Origin of the sequence: Brevundimonas albigilva (genome assembly GCF_023503965.1) — a bacterium.
GTDB classification, from domain to species: Bacteria; Pseudomonadota; Alphaproteobacteria; order Caulobacterales; family Caulobacteraceae; genus Brevundimonas; species Brevundimonas albigilva.
In genome coordinates this window covers 1676034-1691264 of sequence record NZ_CP097298.1, presented here as the reverse complement: position 1 = coordinate 1691264, position 15231 = coordinate 1676034, and the positions used below count along the sequence as shown (strand labels likewise).

14 protein-coding genes, 3 pseudogenes and 1 riboswitch are annotated in these 15231 nt (G+C 71.0%); of the genes and pseudogenes, 11 read left to right on the top strand and 6 right to left on the bottom strand.

Annotation, left to right across the window (positions count from 1 at the left end; genetic code table 11):
* Positions 1-106: 106 nt before the first annotated feature.
* The 4 genes and pseudogenes from thiC to MU852_RS09005 form a co-directional block, all read right to left on the bottom strand.
* Positions 107-2143, bottom strand: coding sequence for a phosphomethylpyrimidine synthase ThiC (thiC, locus tag MU852_RS09020; protein ID WP_249749319.1), 2037 nt, complete (start codon positions 2141-2143; stop codon positions 107-109).
* A 72-nt stretch (positions 2144-2215) separates the two neighbouring features.
* Positions 2216-2325: riboswitch (TPP riboswitch) on the bottom strand.
* A gap of 20 nt (positions 2326-2345) precedes the next feature.
* A complete protein-coding gene (locus tag MU852_RS09015) occupies positions 2346-2732 on the bottom strand; it encodes a hypothetical protein (protein WP_249749318.1) in 387 nt (128 codons plus the stop codon).
* A gap of 4 nt (positions 2733-2736) precedes the next feature.
* Positions 2737-3455 (bottom strand): annotated as a pseudogene (locus MU852_RS09010) (TIGR02587 family membrane protein).
* Between the two features lie 327 nt (positions 3456-3782).
* A pseudogene (locus MU852_RS09005) lies at positions 3783-4142 on the bottom strand (type II toxin-antitoxin system PemK/MazF family toxin); the annotation flags it as partial.
* Between the two features lie 289 nt (positions 4143-4431).
* Here MU852_RS09005 and MU852_RS18220 point away from each other — a divergent pair.
* The 9 genes and pseudogenes from MU852_RS18220 to MU852_RS17850 all read left to right on the top strand — a co-directional run bounded on the left by MU852_RS18220 (position 4432) and on the right by MU852_RS17850 (position 11956).
* A pseudogene (locus MU852_RS18220) lies at positions 4432-5351 on the top strand (nucleoside hydrolase).
* A gap of 28 nt (positions 5352-5379) precedes the next feature.
* On the top strand, positions 5380-6225 hold the full coding sequence (locus MU852_RS08990; protein WP_249749316.1) for a ribokinase: 846 nt from the start codon (positions 5380-5382) through the stop codon (positions 6223-6225).
* A 55-nt stretch (positions 6226-6280) separates the two neighbouring features.
* Positions 6281-6979, top strand: coding sequence for a hypothetical protein (locus MU852_RS08985; RefSeq protein WP_249749315.1), 699 nt, complete (start codon positions 6281-6283; stop codon positions 6977-6979).
* A gap of 363 nt (positions 6980-7342) precedes the next feature.
* On the top strand, positions 7343-7540 hold the full coding sequence (locus MU852_RS08980; protein ID WP_249749314.1) for a hypothetical protein: 198 nt from the start codon (positions 7343-7345) through the stop codon (positions 7538-7540).
* Positions 7541-7638: 98 nt separating this feature from the next.
* Positions 7639-7854, top strand: coding sequence for a hypothetical protein (locus MU852_RS08975; protein ID WP_249749313.1), 216 nt, complete (start codon positions 7639-7641; stop codon positions 7852-7854).
* Complete coding sequence (locus MU852_RS08970) at positions 7811-9373, top strand: cellulase family glycosylhydrolase (RefSeq protein ID WP_249749312.1); 1563 nt, start codon at positions 7811-7813, stop codon at positions 9371-9373. Before MU852_RS08975 ends, MU852_RS08970 begins: the two co-directional genes overlap by 44 nt.
* Positions 9374-9480: 107 nt before the next feature.
* Entirely contained in the window at positions 9481-9822 is a 342-nt protein-coding gene (locus MU852_RS17860) for a hypothetical protein (protein WP_347342287.1), read from the top strand.
* 44 nt (positions 9823-9866) lie between these two features.
* Entirely contained in the window at positions 9867-10826 is a 960-nt protein-coding gene (locus MU852_RS17855; protein WP_347342286.1) for a TolB-like translocation protein, read from the top strand.
* A complete protein-coding gene (locus tag MU852_RS17850) occupies positions 10823-11956 on the top strand; it encodes an alpha/beta hydrolase family protein (protein ID WP_347342285.1) in 1134 nt (377 codons plus the stop codon). Before MU852_RS17855 ends, MU852_RS17850 begins: the two co-directional genes overlap by 4 nt.
* 3 nt (positions 11957-11959) lie before the next feature.
* Here the strand turns inward: MU852_RS17850 and MU852_RS17395 are convergent, their stop codons facing one another.
* Positions 11960-13117 (bottom strand): zinc-dependent alcohol dehydrogenase family protein, encoded by a 1158-nt coding sequence (locus MU852_RS17395; RefSeq protein ID WP_283843564.1) that lies wholly within the window; start codon positions 13115-13117, stop codon positions 11960-11962.
* A gap of 95 nt (positions 13118-13212) precedes the next feature.
* On the opposite strand from MU852_RS17395, the gene MU852_RS08950 reads away from it, so the two are divergent.
* Positions 13213-13647, top strand: coding sequence for an acyl-CoA thioesterase (locus tag MU852_RS08950; RefSeq protein WP_249749311.1), 435 nt, complete (start codon positions 13213-13215; stop codon positions 13645-13647).
* Positions 13648-13778: 131 nt separating this feature from the next.
* Positions 13779-14201 (top strand): hypothetical protein, encoded by a 423-nt coding sequence (locus MU852_RS08945; RefSeq protein WP_249749310.1) that lies wholly within the window; start codon positions 13779-13781, stop codon positions 14199-14201.
* A 76-nt stretch (positions 14202-14277) separates the two neighbouring features.
* Here MU852_RS08945 and MU852_RS08940 read toward each other — a convergent pair whose 3' ends face one another.
* Positions 14278-15207 carry a hypothetical protein gene (locus tag MU852_RS08940; protein ID WP_249749309.1) on the bottom strand — a complete coding sequence of 310 codons (930 nt, stop codon included), beginning with the start codon at positions 15205-15207 and terminating at the stop codon, positions 14278-14280.
* Positions 15208-15231: the final 24 nt, after the last annotated feature.

The following is a 15231-nucleotide window of genomic DNA, read 5'->3' as shown; positions in this document are numbered from 1 at the left end:
AGCCGATGATGGGAATATGATCCTATCCACGTCAGAAGGGGACGTCGGCTGGCGAGATTCTCACCGCCACGTGGTTAATGCTAGGTTGCGCCCTTTGTTGGGCGCGTCACACCTTCACCTCCACCACCCCGCCGCCGGCGCGGAACTTCGCCGACATCTCCGCCATGCCGGCCTCCGCCTCGGCCAGGCTGGCGCCCGCATCGTTCTGCCCGCGCGCCGCGTCGCGGATGTCCTGGCTGATCTTCATGCTGCAGAACTTGGGGCCGCACATGGAGCAGAAGTGGGCGGTCTTGTGGGCTTCCTTGGGGAGGGTCTCGTCGTGGAACTGGCGGGCGGTCTCGGGGTCCAGGCCCAGGTTGAACTGGTCTTCCCAGCGGAACTCGAACCGGGCGCGCGACAGGGCGTCGTCGTGCAGGCGGGCGGCGGGGTGGCCCTTGGCCAGGTCGGCGGCGTGGGCGGCGATCTTGTAGGTGATGACGCCGTCCTTGACGTCCTGGCGGTCGGGCAGGCCCAGGTGCTCCTTGGGCGTGACGTAGCAGAGCATGGCCGTGCCGAACCAGCCGATCATGGCCGCCCCGATGGCGCTGGTGATGTGGTCGTAGCCGGGGGCGATGTCGGTGGTCAGCGGCCCGAGGGTGTAAAAGGGCGCCTCGTGGCAGTGCTTCAGCTGCTCGTCCATGTTCTGCTTGATCTTGTGCATCGGCACGTGGCCGGGGCCCTCGATCATGACCTGGCAGCCGTGGTCCCAGGCGACCTTGGTCAGCTCGCCCAGGGTGCGCAGCTCGGCGAACTGGGCCTCGTCGTTGGCGTCGGCGATGGAGCCGGGGCGCAGGCCGTCGCCCAGGCTGAAGCTGACGTCATAGGCGCGCATGATCTCGCAGATCTCGTCGAAGCGCTCGTACAGGAAGGACTCGCGGTGGTGGGCCAGGCACCACTTGGCCATGATCGAGCCGCCGCGCGAGACGATGCCGGTGACGCGGTTCGCCGTCAGCGGCACGAAGGGCAGGCGCACCCCGGCGTGGATGGTGAAATAGTCCACGCCCTGCTCGGCCTGTTCGATCAGGGTGTCGGCGAAGACGTCGAAGGTCAGGTCCTCGGCCACGCCGCCGACCTTCTCCAGCGCCTGATAGATGGGCACGGTGCCGATGGGGACGGGGCTGTTGCGGATGATCCAGTCGCGGATGTTGTGGATGTTGCGCCCCGTCGACAGGTCCATGACCGTGTCGGCGCCCCAGCGCGTGGCCCAGACCAGCTTGTCGACCTCGTCGTCGACGGTCGACAGGACGGCCGAGTTGCCGATGTTCGCATTGATCTTCACCAGGAAGTTGCGGCCGATGATCATCGGCTCGACCTCGCGGTGGTTGATGTTGGCGGGGATGACGGCGCGGCCGCGGGCGACCTCCTGGCGGACGAACTCGGGCGTGACGAAATCGGGGATCGAGGCGCCGAAGGATTCGCCGTCCCTGGCGAGCGGCGAGCGGCGAGCGGCGAGCGGCGAGGAAGGAAGAGCCAGGGTCGAGCCGTCGGCCAGGGTGATGGTCTGGGCGTCCTCGCTCGCCACGCGCCGCTCGCCGCTGGCTGCTTGCTCGCGCCTCAGGTTCTCGCGGATGGCGATGAACTCCATCTCGGGGGTGACGACGCCGGCGCGGGCGTATTCCAGCTGGGTGACCGGGCGGCCGGCCACGCCCCTGAACACGCGGTGGTTCGCCGTGTCGAAGCGGGGGGCCAGGTGCTTGCCGCTGGCGTGGCCGTTGTCCTCGGGCCGGACCTCGCGCGGGGCCTCGACCGGGGCGATGTCGCCGCGCGCCAGGCGCCAGTCGGGGCCGACGACGGCGTTCAGGCCGCGCGTGATGTCGATGCGGGCGTCAGGGTCGGTGTAGGGGCCGGACGGGTCGTACATCGTCACCGGCGGCTCGTTGGCGCTGGGGTGGACGCGGACCTCGCGGAAGGGGACGCGGAGGTCGGGATAGAGGTCGCCGGCGACATAGACCTTGTGTCCGCCCTCGCGCGGGCCGGTGGGGATGCGGCCGTGTTTCGCCGCGACCTTCTTCCGCGCTTCGCTGAGAGGGAGGCTATCGCTCGCGACGCGGTCGCTCGCTGCTTGAGCCTCGTCGGTGGAGGTGTTGGAGATATGAACGTTCATGGCGGCCTCTTCTTCAAAAGAGGGACCGCCGGCGCGTCCCCGCTCGCGCGGGGATGACAAGCCGCGGCGATGCGGCCCGTCAGGATCTCTTCCCTTCGCCGGCATGACCCGGATCAGGTTCGACCGGTCAAGGGAGAGACCCTTATCTCAGCGGCTCGATTGCCGCCCCCGGGAGAACAGGCGGACACATATTAACCCAGGGTCAGGGCGCCGACCAGCCCTTGACCGACACGGCCGCCCGGGTCGGGTCGGCGTCGAAGCGCAGATAGGCCTTGGCGCGGCCCCGGCCGGGGACATAGTCCAGGGTGGCCGTCGCGGTCTGGTCGCCCAGCACCCCCTCGATGTCGACGCCGGCGGCGGTGTCGAGCCCGTCGTTCGAGACCTCGACGGTGGCGACGTGGCCGGCGGACGTGGCCTGGACGCCGACGATGCGGGCCGAAAGGGCGGGCGGCGCGGCGGGCTGCATCGCCTCCCACACCACGATGGCCAGGGCCGCCAGGGTGACAAGGGCGCCCAGCGCGGCCATGACGGCCTGCAGCACCGGGCGGGGGGCGACGACCTTTCGGGCGGGAGTCTTCCTGGACGGCATGGGCTCAGACCAGCAGGCGGGCGGCGGCGGCGCCGACGGCGGCGGGAAAGCCCAGGACGATCACGGTCTGGGTCAGGCCCTCCAGCGAATGGCCCTCGACCCGGCCGAACAGGAACAGGACGAACAGGCTGATCCCCAGGGCGATGGCGTAGCCGGGCAGGGTGAAGTGGGCGAAGGCCTTGAGCGGATGTTCGGCCTCCTCCTGGCCGGCGAACCCGGCCTCGAAGACGATGACGTGCATCAGGGCGACCGAGGCGACGATCAGCGCCAGGGCGTGCCAGGGCGTGGCCTTGTAGGCGATCAGGATGACCTCCTCGGTCGGCGCCACGTTCAGGGCGAAGAACAGGGCGCCCGCCGCCATCAGGAACAGTTCGCCGACATAGGAGGCCTGGTCCTCGTCACCGTCGTCGCCGCCCCCGCCCGCCAGCTGGCGCCGCGCCAGAAGGGCGCCCATGCCGCCGGGGATCGCCTGCAGCGCCACCATGCCCAGGGCCTCGCGCGGGGCGCGTTCCAGTCGACCACGCCGAACATCACCAAGAGGACCGAGGCGGTGACGAAGCCGACCGCCAGGGCGACGGCGGTGTCCAGCAGGTCGTTCCTCAGCCCCCGCCGCTTCGAGAAGCCGGCGTAATAGGCCAGGCCGTACAGCAGCGGCAGGCCGGACAGGATGAAGGCCAGCAGCCGCCAGCGATCCATCGTCACGCCCTGCTCCCACATCTCCATCGTCATCAGCAGGGGGACGTTGAACAGCAGCGCCCCGCCGAAGGCGCGGCCCAGGTCGCGCAGATAGGCGCTCTCTCGGCGCAGATCGAAGGGGCGGGCGGCGGTCATGTCGCGGCAACGCTTGAGGAGGCGCTTTGGCTCCGTGGCGCCGGTGGGCGGCCGCTTCCGGGACCTCGGAAATAAAAGGGCCAGTCGGCGAACGACTGGCCCTTTTGATTAGCCCCGTGAGGGGCGGGGACCGCACGCGGTCCAACGGCCGAAACCGTGACTCCAATATAGCCGCCAGGCGGCAGAATTCAACCCAGCCGCGACTTGTCCGAGCGAGGCCTAGACCCCCAGGGCGAGGAAGGTCGCGAGCGCCCTTTGCATACGCGCGCTGATCTGGCGAAGATCATCGGGATGGAGTTTTTCCGGCGTGCGACGATTGCCGCCCGGGTCCCGCAAGGGCTGGAGACGCTCGGACGCGACGGAATAGACGTGATTGCAGACCGCCCAGGACTCCGCCGCCGAGCCGGGGTTCGGATTATGCGCAAGGCGGTATCCATGGGGATTGCCCGATTGATCCGACTTGGTCAGCGGCAGAACCACGTGAATGTCGTTTGAGATCTTTCCGCCCCTGACGATGACCACAAGGTGCTGATAATCGAACTCCGGCGTCCAGTTCAGGGGGCTGAACTCGCACCAGTAGACTTCGCCCGAACGCGTGTCGCGAGTGAGGTTCGATTTCGGTCGCTGCGCAGGTCCGGCGAGGTTCGCTCGGCGGCGGCTTCACGCATCGCCGGGGTTGCGGTCAATGGCCTGCGGGGTGGTTTCGTCATGCCCGTGATCTTGCCCGATGAACCCCGACTTTCAATGCCGGATTGTGAGCCGCAACCACGCCGGATTGCGAGAAATTCCAGACGCCATCGGATAGGCGCCACGCCCGCCGCGACCGATGCCGCTTGCCGGGGGCGGCGGGGCTGCCTAGTCAGGCGCGGTGAACAGACCTGCCCTCATCATCGATTGCGACCCCGGCGTGGACGACGCCGTGGCCTTGCTGCTGGCCTTCGCGGCGCCCGCGCTGGATCTGCTGGCGATCACCACCGTGGCCGGCAACGCGCCCGGCCATGCGACCCAGCGGAACGCGCGCATGATGCGCCAGATCGCCGGGCGGGCGGACGTGCCCGTCTTCGGCGGGGCGGAACGGCCGATGAAGCGGCCCCCGGCGGGGGCGGGCGAATTCCACGGGCCGGAGGGTCTGGGCGACCTGGAACCGTTCGAGCCGGCCGCCATCGTCGGCGACGGGCCGGCGGCCAACGCCATCGTCGACCTGGTCATGCGCCGGCCCGAGGGGACGGTGAGCCTGGCCGTGCTGGGGCCGATGACCAACCTGGCCCTGGCATGCGGCGCGAGCCCCGGCTGGCGGGGCGGCTGGGGCCGGTCGCCGTCATGGGCGGCGCGCGCGCGGAGGGCGGCAACATCACCGCCTCGGCCGAGTTCAACATCTGGGCCGACCCGGACGCGGCGGCGGTGGTGTTCGGATCGGGCTGCGAAGTGGTCGCCTTCGGCCTGGACGCGACGCACCAGGTGCGGGCCACCGAGGCGCGCATCCGGGCCATAGAGGCCGTGGACAGCGAGGCGGCGCGGACGGCGGCGGCCATGCTGCGCTTCTCGCAGCGGGTCGAGCGCGAGATCGTCGGCTGGCCCACGCCCGACTGGGGCGCGCCGCTGCACGACGCCTGCCCGGTGGCGTGGGCGATGGCGCCCGCGCTGTTCGACCTGAGGCCGTGCCGCATCGAGGTGGAGACCCAGTCGGACCTGACGCGCGGCCACACGGCGGTGGAGTTCCGCGTCGATCCGGCGACGGCGCGCCACCGCTGGGCCGTCGGCGCCGACGCCCAGGCGTGTTCGACCTGATCGCCCGCACCCTGGAGGAGGCCGCCCGATGAGGATCACCGTCGTCGGTTCGATCAACCTGGACTTCGTGGCGCGCGCCGAACGCTTGCCCGCGCCGGGCGAGACGGTGACGGGCGCGGCCCTGTCGCGCCACCCCGGCGGCAAGGGGGCGAACCAGGCCCTGGCGGCCGAGAAGCTGGGCGCCGAGGTCTGCCTGATCGGACGGGTGGGGAACGACGCCCAGGCCGGCGAGGCGCTGGCCCTGATGGAGGACTACGGCGTCGACCTGGCGGGGGTGGAGGTCGATGTGGCGGCGCCCACCGGCGTGGCCCTGATCGCCGTCGATGCGACGGGCGAGAACCAGATCGTCGTCGCGGCCGGGGCCAACCACCTGGTCACGCCCGAACAGCTGCCGCAGCGGATCGAGGGGGCGCTGATCGTGCAGCTGGAGCTGCCGATCGAGACGGTGGAGGCGGCGGTGGGCCGGGCGACCGGCTTCGTCTGCGCCAATCTGGCGCCGGCCCAGCCGGTGTCCGAGCGGCTGCTGCGCCGCGCCGACCTGATCGTGGTCAACGAGACCGAGGCCGCCTTCTACGGCGACGGCCTGCACCGGGGCGGCGGCCGGGTGGTGGTGACCAAGGGCGCCAAGGGCGCGGCGATGTACCAGCGCGGGGTGGAGATGGCCTGGGCGACGCCGCCCGCGGTCGAGGCGATCGACGCGACCGGGGCCGGCGACGCCTTCGTCGCCGCCCTCGCCGTGGCGCTGCTCGAGGGCATGGACCCGGCCGAGGCCCTGCGCTTCGCCTGCGCCGCCGGGGCCGCCGCCGCGACGCGGGCGGGAGCGCAGTCCTCGTTGCCGGAAAGGGCGGAGGTCGAGGCGCTGCTGTCGGGTTGACAGCGTCGGCACATGACCGTCCGATCGCACCTGTGAGTTGCAGCGAGGGCGAAGGATGTTGACGCGAAGATCCCTGGGCCTGTCGATGGCGGCGACGGCCGCTCTGGCCGCGTCATCCGCGCGGTCGCAGGAGAGACTGACGGCGGAAGAGCAGTTTCGCATCGAGGGACGCTACCTGCCGCAGTATCTGGAGTTGAAGGCCCAGGCGGCGGCCGGCGACGAGTCGGCCATGGCGCTGGCGCCGCAGTTCGCGGCCTTTCTCGGCGATGAGGAAACCGCCATCGGCAGCCAGGAACGCGAACGGCCCGCCGATCTGGCCCTGCCCGATCTCATCAGGGCGGAGAGCCGGAACGCGCTGGACGTCATCGTCGACGCGGCCGCCGACCGGCAGGTCGTCATACTGAACGAGGCGCACAACATTTCAGGTCACCGTGGTTTCGCGGCCTGCGTGATGCGAGCGCTGAGACCCCTGGGGTTCGACACCTTCGCGGCGGAGACGTTCACCCCGCGATCGCCGGCGTTCCGCTCCGGCGTCTGGACGTACCGCGAAGGCGCGCCCTTCCGCCAGGCGCTGGGCTATTACATCGCCGATCCCGTCTTCGCCGAGACGGTCCGGGAAGCGGCGAGCCTGGGCTATGTCTTCGCCGACTACGAACAGCGGGACGACCAGAGCGCGCCCGCCGATGCGAGCGGTGAGGCGCGCGTCGTCGCGCGCGAGACCGCTCAGGCGACGAACCTGATCGAGATGTGCTGAAGTCGCGACCCGACGCCCGCATCTTCGTCCTGTGCGGCTACAACCACGCCCTGGAGGCGGAAGGATGGGGCGGGCTGTGGTTCGCGGGACGGCTGAAGGCCGTGACCGGGATCGATCCGCTGACCATCGATCAATCCGGCAACTGGCCCGGAACCCGGCCTGAAACCGACAGCCCGCAAGTGGCGGCCGTGTTGCGACGGTTCGCGCCGACCGCGCCGATCGTCGTGTGGCGCGATGGAAAGGTCTTCGCCAATCGAATCTATGACGGCAAGACCGACCTGAGCGTCTTTCATCCGCGTCTGCCTCGTGTCGCCGGGGCGACCTGGCTGGCTGGCGGCCGACCCCGGGCGCAAGCCTGTCGAGGTGGCGGCGCCGCCGTTCGAGGGACCGACGCTGCTTCAGGCGCTGCATATCGACGAGGGACCGGCGATTCCGGCGGATCATCTGCTGCTGGAGCCGGGTCAGGCGCGGGCGACCCTGATGCTGCGGCCGGGCCGGTATTTCCTGCGGCTTGAGACCACGCGCGGGATCGAGCCCGCGTTCGGGACACTGACCGTCTGAAGACGCGACGCCGACGGATCGGCGAGTCTTGACGCCTCCGGGATCGCGGGCGACCCTCCGCGGCTGAGAACGTTCACAAGAACGTCCGGGAGGCGACGATGAGGGCTTTGGGACGGGCGGCCTGCGCGGCGGCCCTGGTGGTCGGCATGGCCGGGAGCGCCTCGGCGCAGGACTGGCTGCGGGTCGAGGGGACGCGGATCGTCGACGAGGCGGGCGAGCCGGTGATCCTGCGCGGCATGGGGCTGGGGGGCTGGCTGCTGCAGGAAGGCTATGCTGCAGCTGGGCGCCCTGGGGCAGCAGCATGTCATCCGTGAACGGATCATCGACCTGATCGGCGAGGAGAAGACGGAGGCCTTCTACGCCGCCTGGCGCGCCAACCATGTGACCAAGGCGGACATCGACGCCATGGGGCGGTGGGGCTTCAACTCGGTGCGGCTGCCGATGCACTATGACCGGCTGACCCTGCCGATCGAGCAGGAGCCGGTTGCGGGACAGGACACCTGGAAGGACGAGGGCTTCGCCGAGATCGACGCCCTCTTGGCCTGGACCAAGGCCAACGGGATGCACCTGATCCTGGACCTGCACGCCGCGCCGGGCGGGCAGGGGACGGACCTGGCCATCTCGGACCGGGATCCGGACAAGCCGTCGCTGTGGGACAGCGCCGAGAACCGCAGGAAGACGGTCGCCCTGTGGCGGCGGCTGGCCGAACGCTACGCCGACGAGCCGGGGATCGGCGCCTATGACATCCTCAACGAGCCGAACTGGGACTTCGAAAAGCCGGGTGGCGGGCACGGCTGCGAGGAGACGACCAACGCCCCGCTGCGCCAGCTGATGATGGAGATCACCGCCGCCATCCGCGAGGTGGACCAGCGGCACATCATCATCATCGAGGGCAATTGCTGGGGCAACAACTATCGCGGCGTCACGCCCCTGTGGGACGACAACACCGTCATCAGCTTCCACAAATACTGGAACGCGACGGATCGAGCCTCCATCGCCGACATCCTGCGCCTGCGGGAGGAGACCGGCGCGCCGGTGTGGCTGGGGGAATCGGGCGAGAACTCCAACAGCTGGTTCACCGAGACCATCGCCACGGTCGAGGGCGAAGGGATCGGCTGGGCCTTCTGGCCGCTGAAGAAGATCGGATTCAACCAGCCGCTGGAGATCACGCCCAATCCGGGCTGGGCGGCCTTGGTCGCCTATCTGACCGGCGAGGGGCCGAGGCCGCCGGAGGCCGAGGCGGAGGCGACGCTGATGCGGCTGGCGACCTACGACATCCGCTTCGAGAACAATTTCGCCCATCGCGACGTGGTCGACGCCATGCTGCGCCAGCCGCATTCGGACGCCGTCATTCCGTACACGGAGCATCGGCTTGGGGCGGAGGGACTGATCATCCGGGCGGCGGACTATGACCTGGGGCGGGCGGGCGTGGCCTGGTCCGACGTCTACGCGTCCGACACCGACGGGCCGGGAGAGCGCATTCCCTGGTGGAACACCGGTCGCACCTGGCGGAACGACGGCGTCGACATCGCCGTGGACATCGCTCTGAACGGGGGCCGCCCGGTGGTGGTTGAATTCGAGACCGGCGAATGGCTGCGCTACACCCTGAAGGCGGAGGCGGGGGGCGAGCGGACGGCGACGGTGATCGGCGCGGGCGGCCGGGTGTCGGTGTCGCTGAACGGCGGCGCGCCGGTGATGCTGGACCTGACGGCGGGCGACGGTCGGGGCGGGGCGACCCCGCCGGCCCTGCCGTTGCTTGAGGGAACCAACACCCTGATCCTGAAGGCCGAGGCCTGCGCCGCCTGTCGGGTGGAGGCGATCCGGTTCGACTGACGAGCGGCGCCGGGTCGGGCCGGACGGTTACAGTATAACGACGAAAGCGCTTGGCGCCGGGGGCGGCGGGACGCTAGGTCTGGAGCCCTGACCTGGAGGGGCATTCGATGATGACGACGCACGTTCGCGGGGCCGGCCTGGCGCTGGCGACCCTGTTGCTGGCTTCGAGCGCGAGCGGCGCCCTGGCCCAGGCCCAGACTCCGCAGGCCCAGGCGGCGCCGGCCGGCCCATCGGTCTATCAGCAGCCGCCGCAGCCGATCGCGGACATCCTGGACGCCAGGCCGACGCCGGCGTCGATGCTGAGCCCGGACCGCGCGACGCTGGCGCTGATGGACCGGTCGAACCTGCCGTCGATCAAGGCCCTGTCCGAGCCGATGCTGAGGCTGGCGGGCTATCGCATCAATCCGCGCAACAACAACGGCCGGCCGAGAGCCGGGTCGCCTGGCTGACCGGCCTGTCGCTGAAGCCGGTGGACGGGGGCGAGGCGCGGACCGTGCCGCTGCCGGCCGGGGCCCGGTTCACGGGCGCGCGCTTCTCGCCCGACGGCCGCCATGTGGCGCTGGTGATGGACGGCCCAGCCGCGCTGGAGCTGTGGGTCGTGGACGTGCAGGCGGCCCGGGCCCGCAAGCTGAACGGCGTGGCGGTCAACATGACCCAGGGCGCGGGCTATCAGTGGCTGCCCGACAGCTCGGGCCTGCTGATCGAGGCGGTTCCGGCCGGGCGCGGGCCGGCGCCGGCGGCCGACCCCACGCCGCGCGGCCCCACCATCGAGGAGACGACCGGCCGCGTGGCGCCGGCGCGGACCTATCAGGACCTGCTGCAGGACGCCCACGACGAGGCGCTGTTCGACCACTATTTCACCAGCCAGCTGACCCTGGCGCCGCTGGGCGGCGATCCCCGGCCGATCGGCGCGCCCGGCGTCCACGCCGACGTCGCCGTGTCGCCGGACGGGCGCTACATCCTGACCGAGACGCTGAAGCGGCCCTATAGCTACGCCGTGCCGGCGGGCCTGTTCCCGACCGAGATCGCGGTGCTGGACATGACCGGGCGCGAGGTGCGCCGGGTCGCCGACCTGCCGCTGCGCGACGACGTGCCGACCGCCTTCGACGCCGTGGCGCCGGGGCCGCGTTCGGTCCAGTGGCGCGCCGACGCCCCCGCGACCCTGGCCTGGGTCGAGGCGCTGGACGGCGGCGACATCAGGACCGAGGCCGAGTTCCGCGACCGGGTCCTGATGCAGGCCGCGCCGTTCGACGCGCCGCCGGCGACGCTGATCGACCTGAAGGAGCGCTACGCCGGCATCGACTGGGGCCGCGACGACCTGGCCATCGTCAACAGCGCCTGGTTCAACACCCGGCACGAGACGCGCTTCGTCGTCGATCCGTCGAACCCCGGCCAGGGCCGGGTGCTGCTGGAGCGGAACTACCCCGCTACGACAATCCGGGCGAGCCGGTGACCGAGCCCAACGCGGCCGGGCGGCCGGTGATGCGGTTCGATCCGCAGGGGCGCATCCTGATGACCGGGCCGGGCGCGACGCCCGAGGGCGCCTTCCCCTTCCTGGCGGCGATGGACCCGGCGACAGGCCAGAGCGAGCGGCTGTGGACCTCGGCGCCCGGCGACTACGAGTTCGTGATCGGCTTCCTGGACGAGGCGGGCCGGCGCGTCGTGACCCAGCGCGAGACGCGGCTGGACCCGCCCAATCTCCAGGTGCGGGACCTGGCCAGCGGCCAGACCACGGCCCTGACCGACTTCCCCGATCCGGCGCCGCAGCTGGCCGAGGCGACGCGCCAGCTGGTGACCTACGAGCGGCCGGACGGGGTCAAGCTGTCGGGCACGTTGTATCTGCCGGCCGGCTACGACAAGGACCGCGACGGGCCGCTGCCGATGCTGATGTGGGCCTATCCGGCCGAGTTCACCGACGCGGCCGTGGCCGGCCAGACGGTGGACGTGCAGAACCGCTTCGTGCGGCCCAGCGGGTCCAGTCACCTGTTCCTGCTGACCCAGGGCTATGCGATCTTCGACAATCCCTCCATGCCGATCATCGGCAAGGACGGGGCCGAGCCGAACGACACCTATGTCGAGCAGCTGACCGCCGACGCCCAGGCGGCGGTGGACGCGGTGGTGGGCATGGGCGTGGCCCGCCGCGACCGGATCGCCATCGGCGGGCACAGCTACGGCGCCTTCATGACGGCGAACCTGCTGGCGCACACGGACCTGTTCCGCACCGGCATCGCGCGGTCGGGCGCCTATAACCGCACCCTGACGCCGTTCGGCTTCCAGGCCGAGCAGCGCACCTATTGGGAGGCGACCGACATCTATACGCGGATGTCGCCCTTCACCTACGCGAACCAGGTCAATGAGCCGATCCTGCTGATCCACGGCGAGGCGGACGACAACTCGGGCACCTATCCGGTGCAGACCGAGCGCTTCTATGCGGCGCTGAAGGGGCTGGGGGCGACGGCGCGCTATGTCACCCTGCCGCTGGAGGCGCACGGCTATCGCGCGCGGGAATCGGTCGGCCATACGCTGTGGGAGATGACCCGCTGGCTGGACCTGAACCTGAAGGCGGCGCCGGCGGCGGAATAGGCGTCAGGGCCGGACCACCAGGCGGACCACCTCGCCGGCGTTAAGGCGGTCGAAGCCGGCGTTGATGTCGTCCAGCGCGATGACGCCGCTGAGCAGGCGATCGACCGGCAGGCGGCCGTCGCGGTACAGGGCGACGTAGCGGGGGATGTCGCGGCTGGGGACGCAGGTCCCGATGTAGGAGCCCTTCAGGGTGCGCTCCTCGCCGACCAGGGAGACGACGTTGACGGCCAGGGCGGCGTCGGGCGGGGGCAGGCCGGCGGTGACGGTGGTTCCGCCGCGCCGGGTCATGGTCCAGGCCGCCTCCAGGGCGCGGACCGAGCCGGCCATCTCGAAGGCGACGTCGGCGCCGCCGTTCGTCAGGGCGCGGACCTGCTCGACCGCGTCGGGGTCGGCGGCGTTGACGGTGCGGACCGGGCCGAGCGAGCGGGCGAGCGCCAGCTTGTCCTCCGACAGGTCCACGGCGACGACGGGCGCGGCGCCGCAGGCCAGGGCGCCCAGGACGCTGGCCAGGCCGACGCCGCCCAGGCCGACCACGACCACCGACTGGCCCGCCTTGACGCCGGCGGTGTTCACCACCGCGCCCACGCCCGTCAGCACGGCGCAACCGAACAGGGCCGCGATCTCGAACGGCAGGTCCGGGTCGATGCGCACCAGCGACCGGCGCGAGACCACGGCGCGCTGGGCGAAGGCGGAACAGCCCAGGTGGTGGTTCAGGGCCCGGCCCTCGCGGAACAGGCGCCGGCCGCCGCCCAACAGTTCGCCCCGGCCGTTGGCGGCGGCGCCGGGCTCGCACAGGGCGGGGCGGCCGCCGGCGCAGGGGTCGCAATGGCCGCAGGACGGCATGAAGACCATGACCACATGGTCGCCGATCTCCAGGTCCTCGACGCCGGGGCCCAGCGCCTCGACCACGCCGGCGGCCTCGTGGCCCAGGGCCATCGGCAGGGGGCGCGGCCGGTCGCCGTTGATGACCGACAGGTCCGAATGGCACAGGCCCGCCGCGCGTATGGCCACTTGGACCTCGCCGCGGCCGGGCGGCTCCAGCGAGACGGTCTGGACCGCCAGGGGGCGGCTGTCGGCGTAGGGCGGGGCCGCCTTCATGGCGGACAGGACGGCGGCGCGGGTCTGCTGCGGCATGGTCAAGCCTTCGTCATCGATCGTCATTCGATAGGCGCTTGACGTCGCGTCGTCCAAGCCCGAGCGTCGCGGAACGGACGAGAGCGCCGCCGAAAGGCGCCGGCGCCGCAAGGGAGAAGCGAATGCCGAAGAGAGACGAAGGCCCCCTGGCCGACCGCGCCACCTATCGGGCCTTCCACATGGTCTCGACCCGCTGGGCCGACAACGACCAGTACGGGCACATCAACAACGCCAAATTCTACGAGTTCGTGGATTCGGCGGTGAACGCCCACCTGCTGATCGCCGACGCCCTGGACGAGTCCATCGGCCTGGTGGTCGACAGCGGCTGCCGGTACGCCTCGGCGCTGAAGTTCCCCGATGTGATCGAGGTGGGGATCAAGGTCGACCAGATCGGCACCTCCAGCGTGCGCTATGGGTTCGCCGTGTTCCGGCGCGGGACGGCGGTCCCGGCGGCGATCGGCCATTTCGTCCACGTCTATGTCGACGCCGAGACCCGCCGGCCCAAGCCCCTGCCGGACAAGCTGCGGGCGGTGGTGGAAAACCTGAGGGCGGAATAGGGAAACGCAGGCCGGCGCGGTTCACCGCCCGGTAAGCATGGTCCTCAAGCCCCGGTTAGCCCTGTTCGCTCGCCGGACCTTAAGAGGCGCCGGGCTAGGGTCGGTCTGCAACGAGCAGATCGGAACCACCGATGACCCACCGCGTCCTTCGCGCCCTTGCCGCCGCCACGCTCGGCCTGGGCCTGTTCGCCGCCGCCGCGCCGGCCCTGGCCGGGTCCACCGCCGGCGGCACCTATCGTCTTCGCGCCACCGTGCCGGTGGCCTGCTGGGTGAAGCCCACGTCGCCGGTGATGGCCGAGAGCGGCCGGTCCGGCGAAGTGGTCGAGGCCTGCAACAGCCCCGGCGGCTTCACCGTCTCGGCCCAGTACCGCCCCCTGTCGCCCACCGAGAAGGCGACCATGTTCTATGGCGACCGGATCCTGGACCTGGACAAGTCGGGCGGGCAGGTGCTGCGCCGCTCCAGCATCGCCACCATCCGCTCGGTGTCCTACCGCTTCAACGAGGTGGAGTTGGAGCAGCCGCTGATCCTGGCGCTGACGATCCAGCCGATCTGATCCGATCGACAGCCAGACGCCTTGAAGGGGCGGGTCGCGCGGCGGCCCGCCCCTTTCGCGTTTCAGCCCGCGCGCCTCAGAGAGCGGCGACGGTGAAGGTCAGGATGTCGGAATAGTCGCCGGCGCGCTTGCCCGCGACCGAGCCCACGCTGATGGTCAGGGGATAGTCGTCCAGCCGGGCCCGGCGCGACACCACGTCCAGCCGACCGCCGCGGCCCAGGTCCATGTCGCGATCGCCCAGGGCCAGGGCGTAGGGCACGTACCATTCGCTGGCGCCCTGGCGCAGGCGGCCGCGGTTCTCGGACGAGACCGAGACGCTGTAGCCGGCGGTGCTGAGCACATAGAGGGTGGTGCGCAGCGGGCGCACCCCTTGCGTCAGTTCGCCCAGGTCGATGGTGGCCGTGCCGCCGGTCCGCCGGAACTCGCCCTTCAGGCCCATGACGGCGGCCGAGGGCACCTCGATGCTGAGGGTGACCGGCTTTTCGGCCAGGGTCTGGCCCTCGGGCGTCTCCAGGCTGATGAAGGCGTTCTGGGAATAGAGACCGGCCGACAGGGTTTCGGACGGGGCGGCGGTGAAGGAGAAGCGCACCAGGCCGCGCTCGCCCGGGGCCAGGTTCAGCGGGCGCACGCCGACGCGGCGCGCGCTCTGGCCCGCGCGAGGGGTCACGTCCGTCCCGCCACGTTCGTCGACGAGGGCGTAGGCCATGCGCTGGGCGCCGCCGGCCTCGTGCGCCAGGCCGAACTGCTCGCCGCGCAGCTCCACCCGGCTGACGGCGGCGCAGGGACCCGGCCCCTGATTGACCACGGCGACGTCGAATTCCTGGACCACGGCGTCCTGCTGGAAGGGATCGTACCGCATGGTCCAGTTGTCGGCGCCGGATTCGATGATCAGACGGCAGCCGTCGGTCTGGGCCGAAGTCTGGGCCTGGGCCGACGCGGCGCCCAGCAGAGTCGCCGCCGCCGCGGCGGCGGCCGTCATCAGGGCGGAGATACGGATACGGGACATTTCAGCCTCCTGGGCTTGTCATGG

Excerpts from the sequence above, each read along its gene's own strand:
- thiC (WP_249749319.1), bottom strand. The coding sequence starts at position 2,143 with ATGAACGTTCATATCTCCAACACCTCCACCGACGAGGCTCAAGCAGCG.
- MU852_RS09015 (WP_249749318.1), bottom strand. The coding sequence starts at position 2,732 with ATGCCGTCCAGGAAGACTCCCGCCCGAAAGGTCGTCGCCCCCCGCCCG.
- MU852_RS08990 (WP_249749316.1), top strand. The coding sequence starts at position 5,380 with ATGAGGATCACCGTCGTCGGTTCGATCAACCTGGACTTCGTGGCGCGC.
- MU852_RS08985 (WP_249749315.1), top strand. The coding sequence starts at position 6,281 with ATGTTGACGCGAAGATCCCTGGGCCTGTCGATGGCGGCGACGGCCGCT.
- MU852_RS08975 (WP_249749313.1), top strand. The coding sequence starts at position 7,639 with ATGAGGGCTTTGGGACGGGCGGCCTGCGCGGCGGCCCTGGTGGTCGGC.
- MU852_RS08970 (WP_249749312.1), top strand. The coding sequence starts at position 7,811 with ATGCTGCAGCTGGGCGCCCTGGGGCAGCAGCATGTCATCCGTGAACGG.
- MU852_RS17860 (WP_347342287.1), top strand. The coding sequence starts at position 9,481 with ATGATGACGACGCACGTTCGCGGGGCCGGCCTGGCGCTGGCGACCCTG.
- MU852_RS17395 (WP_283843564.1), bottom strand. The coding sequence starts at position 13,117 with ATGACGATCGATGACGAAGGCTTGACCATGCCGCAGCAGACCCGCGCC.
- MU852_RS08950 (WP_249749311.1), top strand. The coding sequence starts at position 13,213 with ATGCCGAAGAGAGACGAAGGCCCCCTGGCCGACCGCGCCACCTATCGG.
- MU852_RS08945 (WP_249749310.1), top strand. The coding sequence starts at position 13,779 with ATGACCCACCGCGTCCTTCGCGCCCTTGCCGCCGCCACGCTCGGCCTG.
- MU852_RS08940 (WP_249749309.1), bottom strand. The coding sequence starts at position 15,207 with ATGTCCCGTATCCGTATCTCCGCCCTGATGACGGCCGCCGCCGCGGCG.